The organism is Mesorhizobium sp. M2C.T.Ca.TU.002.02.1.1 (assembly GCF_003997225.1).
In genome coordinates, this window is the sequence record NZ_RZTO01000235.1 from 1 (window position 1) to 7,825 (window position 7,825).

Sequence of the window (7,825 nt, forward strand, 5' to 3'; positions counted from 1 at the left end):
GCTCACCGCCGCCCATGCCGCCGCCAAGGCGATCGATCCGGCCAAGGCGCTGGAGGGCATGCCCGTGGCGCTGCATCCCGGCGCGGAGAAATATTACCGGGAAAAGGGACTGCTGAAGTAAGAAGAGTGGCGCGACGAGCTGAGATGTCTTCGCCAGGCACCCCCCTCTGGCCTGCCGGCCATCTCCCCCGCAAGGGGGGAGATCGGCTGTCATGGCGACTTTCGCAAATCACCAAAGCCGCAGATGAAACGCCGACGCCCAAACTGCCAATCTCCCCCCTTGCGGGGGAGATGCCCGGCAGGGCAGAGGGGGGTGCCTCGCATTGCCATTCGCTCATCCTGGAGCCCGTCGGATGAGCGAAGCAACGCCCGGAACGACAAGCGACGGCAACTCGGCCACGTTCCATCTTCCCGTCGCCGAAGAACAGGTCGAAGGTCTGCCACCCGGCTTTGGCGAAGGCCTCGCCGGCAAGGTGGCCTTCCTGATCGCGGTCGCTTTCTCCGTCTTCCAGATCTACATCGCCGCCTATGGCAGCCTGCCCAGCCAGGTGGTGCGGGCCATGCATGTCGGCTTCCTGCTGCTGCTCGGTTTCGCCCTGATCGCCAATTTGCGCGCCACCGGCATGGCCGCGAAGGCCGCATTCTGGACGCTCGGCGTGCTGGGCTTCGGCACCGGCCTCTACAACTGGGTCTTCTACGCCGACCTCATCCGCCGCTCCGGCTTCCTGACCACGCCGGACCTGATCGTCGGCACGTTGCTGGTGGTGCTGGTCTTCGAGGCAGCGCGGCGGCTGATGGGCCTGCCGCTCGCGGTCATCGCCTTCATCTTCCTCGCCTATTGCTTCGTCGGCAATCATCTGCCGCCGCCGTTCATCCATCGCGGTTATGATTTCGCGCAGCTGGTCGACACCTTCGCCTACGGCACCGAAGGCATATACGGCACGCCGGTCTATGTCTCGGCGGCCTATATCTTCATCTTCGTCGTCTTTGCCGCCTTCCTCGAACGTGCCGGCATGATCGCGCTGTTCAACGATTTCGCGCTCGGCCTCGTCGGCTCGTGGCGCGGCGGCCCGGCCCAGGTCTGCGTGCTGTCCTCGGCGCTGATGGGCACCATCTCCGGTTCGGGCGTCGCCAATGTCGTCGCCAGCGGCCAGTTCACCATCCCGCTGATGAAGCGCTTCGGCTTCCGCTCCGCCTTCGCCGGCGCTGTCGAGGCGACCTCCTCGATGGGCGGCCAGATCATGCCGCCGGTGATGGGAGCCGTCGCCTTCATCATGGCCGAGACGCTGAACATCCCTTATGCCGAGGTGGTCAAGGCGGCGATCATCCCGGCGCTGCTTTATTTCGGCGCCTGCTTCTGGCAGGTGCATCTGGAGGCCGGCAAGGCCGGTTTGCACGGCATGGCCGAGGCGGAGCTTCCCAATCCCTGGGAGGCGGTGCGAAAACACTGGCCGCTCGTGCTGCCGCTCGCCGTGCTGGTCTACCTGCTGTTTGCCGGCTACACGCCGATCTTCGCCGGCACGATGGGCCTCGCGCTGACCATCGTGCTCATCCTCGGCACGCCGCTGGCGGCCCTGATCGGACCGCTGGCCTTCCGTTTCGTCTTCTGGCTGGCGCTCGGGCTCGCCGCCGCCTCCTTCATGCGCTTCGGCGTCAACGTGCTGAGCCTCGTCATCGCGGCGCTCGTCATCGCCTGCCTCGCCTTCAAGGGCGGGCGCGAGACGCTGCGCATCTGTGTCGACTCGCTTGCCGAAGGGGCGAAGAACGCGCTCCCCGTCGGCATCGCCTGCGCCATCGTCGGCATCGTCATCGGCACGCTGACGCTCACCGGCATCGCCTCCACCTTCATCGGCTGGATCATCTCCATCGGCGAGAACAATTTGTTCCTGTCGCTGGTGCTGACCATGCTCACCTGCCTGGTTCTCGGCATGGGCATCCCGACCATCCCCAACTACATCATCACCTCCTCGCTGGCCGGCCCGGCGCTGCTGTCGCTCGGCGTGCCGCTGGTGGTCAGCCACATGTTCGTCTTCTATTTCGGCATCATGGCGGACCTGACCCCGCCGGTGGCGCTCGCCGCCTTCGCCGCCGCGCCCATGGCGAAGGAAAGCGGATTGAAGATCGGCATCCAGGCGACCAAGCTCGCCATCGCCGGCTTCGTCGTGCCGTTCATGGCCGTCTACACGCCGGCCCTGATGCTGCAGGACGCCGGCCCGATCGCCGCCTCGTTCGGCTATCCCGTCGAGGTCGCCTATATCGTCGTCAAGGCCTGCATGGGCATCGTGCTGTGGGGCGCCGCCGCCGTCGGCTTCCTCGCCCGCCGCATGGCCTTGTGGGAGCGTCTCGTCGCCTTCTGCGCCGGCCTGCTGCTGGTGGCCGCATTGCCGCTCACCGACGAGACCGGCTGGGTGCTGGCGCTGGCCTGGATCGCCTGGCACTGCTGGCGCGCCCGCCGGCTGTCCACGGCCGGCGCCGCATGAGCCTGTGCGTCCTCGCCGCCGGCAAGACGGTGACGCTCGCCGCCGCCGCCTTCACCCTGTCCTGGACGCATTCGGTGGAACGGACGCGCTGGCAGGAGGATTGGAAAGTATCGCCGGCCGGACTGCAGGTGGTGCGGGCGCGGGTCAAGGGCTCCGGCGCCGGTATGGAGCCGCCCGAGGGCTCGGTGCTGCGGGACGGCTGGTGGGTCTATGCGCCGCGGATCGGACCCCAGCCGCGCCTCGTGCTCGCGGCGTCCGGCGCCACCGGTCAAGGCTGGACGCTGTGCACGGCCTCGGGCTGCCGGGAACTGGGCAGGACGGCCGGCGAACCCACCGTGCTCGAACCCTGCGCCGGCACGAGCCAGCCGCGGTAGCGCACGATCAGCCCGGCCGCCGGGTGTGATATCTCGACATGGAAGCGGAAGCGGCCGTCCTCGACGGTTTCGCAGGCGTTCGAGCGCGGGCAAAGCCACATCGGCAATGGCAGGCCGAGAAGGCTCCAGCGGCGCAGCACGAGCCGAAGCCGGTTGCCGTCGACGACCAGCGCCATGGCGAAGGTGAGCGGGCCGAAGCACTCGCAAAGCAGCCGCTCCGATCGGCCGCTTCCGGCGAACTGCCGGCTCGAGAAGCTGTGCGCGCCGAATGTGCGGATCCAGGTCTCGCCTTGCCCGTCGGCAACGAAGCGCACCTTGACGGGGACATCGGCCGCGCCAGGCGGGAAGCCGGCCATGCGCGCCGCAAGCCGGCTAAGCAGGCCGCTGCCGCGTTCGACGCTGGCGCGTCCGTCCGCCATTGCCGCTCCCTCATGCATGGCGCGGATTTCGGCCGGAAGGCTTTGCCACGCATCGCCGAGCAGATCGGGATAGAGCGCCTTCCGCTCGCCGGTGTCGTCCCTGAAGCCGGTGTGGATCGTCTTTCCGGCGAACAGCGCTTCATAATCCTCCAGCTCGACATCGCGCGTCGCCGCCCGCGCGCCTGGTGCGGGCATGCGGCCGTCGAGCGCCTTGCGGATGATCGCCTCGACCGCCATGGACGGGATCAGCGGCCCGTCATCGCCTTCGGCCAAAAGGTGCCAGGACCGCCTGATCGGTCTGCCGGCCTCGTCCGTGCCCTCGACCGCGACGAACATGCCGCCGCGATGCTCGCCCCATGACAGCCGATTGGTCGCCCAATGCATCAGCGGCGCCAGCGGCGACAGCGAGCGGATGAGGCCGGTACGCACCAGCCAGGCCAGGCCGATCAGCGCCCGGTGCAGTACCTCGGGCACCGGCCCGGCGCCCATCCAGATCGTGCTCGCTTCCGGCCACAGCGCCTGCAGCGCGCGCAGGTCCGGCACATCGACCAGCGAGAACAGCGTGCTCCGCACCGGCACGCGCCCGGGCGGCGCGATCGTATAGCGCATCTGCTCGGTGAGCGGATAACCCTTGGCCGGTCTGCCGCCGCGCATCAGCCGCGCCGGCCGGCCGGCATAGCCCGCGATGGCGCGGATGACGTTTTCGCCGACACCGGCGAAGGGCGACGGCGCGACGCCGCCACGGATCGTGCCGACGCGCGCCATGCCGGCCGAAAGACGCCGCACTACCGCCGCCGTCAGCACCGGAAAGCTCGACACGCCGGAGAGCGCCATCACGCCGGCCGCCTTGGCCGCGGCATCGAAGCCGGCAATGCCGGCGACGAAGTCCGAGCCGTCGGCAAGGTCGAGATAGTGGATGCGCGCGTCGATACAGGCCTCGATCAGCCGGTAGCGTCCCTCGCCATAGGCCTGGAACGGACCGCTGGCGTCGACAACGATGTCGGGCAGCAAGGCGGCGAGCTGCGCGCCGAGATCGCCGTCGCGGTCGAACGTCGCCGGCATGAGCCTGGCCTTGGTCGTGCCCCGCTCCTTGCAGCAGGCCTCGGCCTTGGCGAGCGACCGGCCGGCGATGATGAGCTCGAGGCGCGGTTCGTTCTCCAGGAGCTGGACGATGCGTCCGCCGAAGGTGCCGTAGCCGCCGACGATGAGAAGCTTCATGCCTTACCCCCAGCTGGTCTTGCCGAAATCGCCCTCAGCCGATCAGCCGCTCCCGCAACTCAGCCGATGGAATCTCGCAACTGTCCTTGCGGCCGAACAGCGCGTAGCGGTTCTTGGCGACGCGGTCGTAGAGCCAGTCGCGCAGCGGCCGGGGCAGGATGAGCAGTGCCTTCGCCGCGCGCCATGGCCAGCCGAGCGCGGCCATGACGGCGACGAAACTGTCGAGCTTTGTGAAGGCCGCGCCGTCGATGATGGCGAGGTTGCTGTCGTAATCGTCGGTCGGCAGGCTATGCCGGCGAAACAGCGCCTCACCCAGCGGCGACTGCGCCATGGCGAAGCGGAAGCGCTTTTCCCGGTCGAGCCTGAGGATGAGCTGGACGAAGCCCGAGCAGAACACGCAGACGCCGTCGAAGACGATCAACGGCTGGCGGGCGTTATAGGCCTGGCGCGGGAAATCAGGACTTTCGGGCAGGTCGGTCATCGCGGCCCCGGCTGCTTGTGCCCCTAAAGCAATTCCAGTGTGAGCGGTTTTCCGTCCGGAATTGCGTCAAACTAGGGAGACACTAAGCCAGCGGGCGGCGTCGTCAAAGTCGCGGCGTTGTCGCACGCCAGTTGGCGGCAAGCGTCAGGCGCTCGGCGCGATAGGTGGTGGCGCGCTGGTCGGCGGCCGGCCGGCAGATGCGGCTGTGGTGGGCGCGTTCGCGGGTCATGTCAGTTGGCGCTGACGCCGAGCGAATTGCCGCGGCGCGCGCAGGCCGGGCCTGGGCCGCGCATGTAATAGCGCTCCGGCCGATAGGTCGGCGCGACGAATTCGCGAATGGCGGCGGCGTAGCCGGCGATGTGATTCCAGAAGTGCATTTACTTGGTCCCTGTCCCGCTTTCGGATGTCCCGTCCGAATTGTTCGAGAGCATAGCGTCGAGGCGTGAATAGTCGGTGAACGTGATGTTAATTTCTGGTCCGAAACTCGCTGCATCGTGGCCGGATTGCGGCTGATTCGCGGTCTTTCGGTGCCTTTCGTCGCGTTTCCGGCTCGTGTGACTTTTGCATCACATATGTTTCGTTCGGATGTCGCTTGGCCGCGCTTCTGTTTCACCTTCACCCAATGGCAGGAAATTTCCTTTCGCGCGGCCGGACGGACAGGAACCTGTCGCAGAAGGCAACGTTGACCCGTAAGGCCGGGGGCAGCCCGGCCGTGTTGACGGCCGTCCGCCGCGCAACTTCCCGACAACGCGAAATATGGAAAGGCAAACCGCCATGGGCTTCTTTTCGAAAGACATCAAGACGCTGGACGATCTCTTCATCCACACCCTGCGCGACATCTATTATGCCGAAAAGCAGATCGAGAAATCGCTGCCGAAGATGATCGACAAGGCGACCGATCCGCAATTGAAAGCCGGCTTCGAGAAGCATCTCACGCAGACCAAGGGCCACATCGAGCGGGTCGAGCAAGTGTTCGAGCTGCACGGCGTCAAGGCCAAGACGGTCAACTGTCCGGCCATCGACGGCATCCTGGCGGAGGCCGACGAAGTCAGCGGCGATGTCGACGACAAGGAAGTCCTCGATGCGGCGCTGATCGCCTCCGCGCAGGCCGTCGAGCATTATGAGATAACGCGCTACGGCACGCTGATCGCCTGGGCCAGGCAGCTCGGTCGCAGCGACTGCGCCAACGTGCTGGCCAGGAACCTCAAGGAAGAAGAGGCGACCGACCGCAAGCTCACCGAGATCGCCGAAAGCAAGGTCAACCTTCAGGCGGCCGAATAACGGGGCACGTGCCGGCCCTCCCGGAACCCAAGCGAACCCCTGGCCGTTGCGGTAGCATCGCGCCGCACAGGAAATTTGGCCAGGAGTTCGCCATGGCACCACGCCCGGCCTGGAAGGGCTATCTCAAACTGTCGCTGGTCACCTGCGCCATCGAGCTGACCAACGTCGTCACCCATGCCGAGAAAGTCTCGTTCCGCATCCTCAACCGCAAGACCGGCAACACCGTCAGGCGCATCTATGTCGATGCCGGGACAGGCAAGCCGCTCGAGGAAGGCGATGAGATCAAGGGTTACGAGGTGAGCGACGGCGAGTTCGTCCATATCGAGGAAGACGAGATCGAGGCGGTCGAGATCGAGTCCTCGCACACGCTGAGCCTCGACGGCTTCGTCGAGAAATCCTCGATCGAGCAGATCTACCTCGACACGCCCTATTACGTCTCGCCGGCCGACGAGGTCTCCGAAGAGGCCTTCGCCGTCATCCGCGACGCCATGGCCGCCAGGAAGATGGCGGGGCTGGCGCGCATCGTGCTTTATCAGCGCGAGCGCCCGGTGGTGATCGAGCCGCTCGGCAAGGGCATGGTGCTGACTACCTTGCGCTATGACGACACGGTGCGCCGGCCGGCAACGGTTTTCGAGGACATCGCGGCGGCGAAGACCGACAAGGAGATGATCGACCTCGCCCAGCACATCATCGACGGCAAGAAGACGAAGTTCGATCCCTCGAAATTCGACGACCGCTACGAGGATGCGCTGCTTGAGCTGATCCGCGCCAAGAAGGCCGGCAAGAAGGTGCCCAAGGCCAAGGCGCCGCCGAAACCGTCCAATGTTGTCAATCTGTTTGACGCGCTGAAGAAGAGCCTCAACGCGGAAGGCGGCGGCAAAGCCGGCAAATCTTCGTCAAAGACGCCGGCGCGGCGGCCGAAGGCCAAGGCATCCGCGCCGAAGCGCAAATCCGCATAGGAGAGCGGCGGCATGGCCGGCCTCGAGCAATATCACGCCAAGCGCGATTTCCGGAAAACCGCCGAGCCGGCCGGCAAGGTCGGCAAGCAAAAGCACGGCGGCGGCATCTTCGTCGTTCAGAAGCATGCCGCCACGCGGCTTCACTATGATTTCCGCCTTGAGCATGACGGCGTCCTGTGGAGCTGGGCGGTGACGCGGGGCCCGAGCCTCGATCCGCATGAGAAGCGGCTGGCCGTGCATGTCGAGGATCATCCGATCGACTATGCCTCCTTCGAAGGCACCATTCCGAAGGGCGAGTATGGCGGCGGCTCGGTCATCGTCTGGGACGACGGCAAATGGATTCCGGAAGGCGATCCCGCCGAAGGCATGAAGAAGGGCCATATCGGCTTCGAGCTCCAGGGCTACAAGCTGCATGGGCGCTGGCATCTGGTCAGGCTGAAACCCCGCTCCGGCGAGAAGCGCGACAACTGGCTGCTGATCAAGTCCGACGATGCCGCCGCCCGGCCGGGCGAGGATATTCTCGAGGAGGAACCGAAATCGGTGAAGTCCGGCCTGACCATCGAGGAGGTCGGTGAAGGCAAAGCCGCCAGGGGGCAGAAACCGAAGGTCTGGC

Annotated in this window: 10 protein-coding genes; 6 read left to right on the plus strand and 4 right to left on the minus strand. The window is 66.2% G+C overall.

Annotation, left to right across the window (positions count from 1 at the left end; all coding sequences use genetic code 11):
* The 3 genes from EOD07_RS14680 to EOD07_RS14695 all read left to right on the plus strand — a co-directional run.
* A partial coding sequence (locus EOD07_RS14680) for a TAXI family TRAP transporter solute-binding subunit (protein WP_245470147.1) occupies positions 1–121 on the plus strand: 121 nt, incomplete at its 5' end.
* 232 nt (positions 122–353) lie between these two features.
* Positions 354–2,480: a TRAP transporter permease gene (locus EOD07_RS14690; protein ID WP_127235988.1), complete on the plus strand. Its 2,127-nt coding sequence runs from the start codon at positions 354–356 to the stop codon at positions 2,478–2,480.
* Positions 2,477–2,854 (plus strand): DUF1850 domain-containing protein, encoded by a 378-nt coding sequence (locus tag EOD07_RS14695; RefSeq protein WP_073989036.1) that lies wholly within the window; start codon positions 2,477–2,479, stop codon positions 2,852–2,854. The genes EOD07_RS14690 and EOD07_RS14695 overlap by 4 nt, the downstream gene beginning before the upstream one ends.
* Here EOD07_RS14695 and EOD07_RS14700 read toward each other — a convergent pair.
* The 4 genes from EOD07_RS14700 to EOD07_RS14710 all read right to left on the minus strand — a co-directional run bounded on the left by EOD07_RS14700 (position 2,749) and on the right by EOD07_RS14710 (position 5,349).
* On the minus strand, positions 2,749–4,491 hold the full coding sequence (locus EOD07_RS14700; RefSeq protein ID WP_127235989.1) for an SDR family oxidoreductase: 1,743 nt from the start codon (positions 4,489–4,491) through the stop codon (positions 2,749–2,751). The two genes, EOD07_RS14695 and EOD07_RS14700, sit on opposite strands and share 106 nt — an antisense overlap.
* 34 nt (positions 4,492–4,525) lie before the next feature.
* The gene (locus tag EOD07_RS14705; protein ID WP_127235990.1) at positions 4,526–4,972 is read right to left on the minus strand and encodes a thiol-disulfide oxidoreductase DCC family protein; all 447 of its coding nucleotides are present in this window, start codon (positions 4,970–4,972) and stop codon (positions 4,526–4,528) included.
* Positions 4,973–5,075: 103 nt separating this feature from the next.
* Positions 5,076–5,201 (minus strand): hypothetical protein, encoded by a 126-nt coding sequence (locus EOD07_RS39070; RefSeq protein ID WP_263498209.1) that lies wholly within the window; start codon positions 5,199–5,201, stop codon positions 5,076–5,078.
* A gap of 1 nt (position 5,202) precedes the next feature.
* Positions 5,203–5,349 (minus strand): hypothetical protein, encoded by a 147-nt coding sequence (locus EOD07_RS14710; RefSeq protein WP_116389945.1) that lies wholly within the window; start codon positions 5,347–5,349, stop codon positions 5,203–5,205.
* Positions 5,350–5,746: 397 nt separating this feature from the next.
* Between EOD07_RS14710 and EOD07_RS14715 the strand changes: the two genes are divergently transcribed.
* The 3 genes from EOD07_RS14715 to EOD07_RS14725 form a co-directional block, all read left to right on the plus strand.
* The gene (locus EOD07_RS14715; protein ID WP_127235991.1) at positions 5,747–6,253 is read left to right on the plus strand and encodes a ferritin-like domain-containing protein; all 507 of its coding nucleotides are present in this window, start codon (positions 5,747–5,749) and stop codon (positions 6,251–6,253) included.
* Positions 6,254–6,345: 92 nt separating this feature from the next.
* On the plus strand, positions 6,346–7,212 hold the full coding sequence (locus tag EOD07_RS14720; protein WP_127235992.1) for a Ku protein: 867 nt from the start codon (positions 6,346–6,348) through the stop codon (positions 7,210–7,212).
* Between the two features lie 12 nt (positions 7,213–7,224).
* The coding region (locus EOD07_RS14725) for a DNA polymerase ligase N-terminal domain-containing protein (protein WP_281059053.1) at positions 7,225–7,825 on the plus strand (601 nt) is incomplete at its 3' end.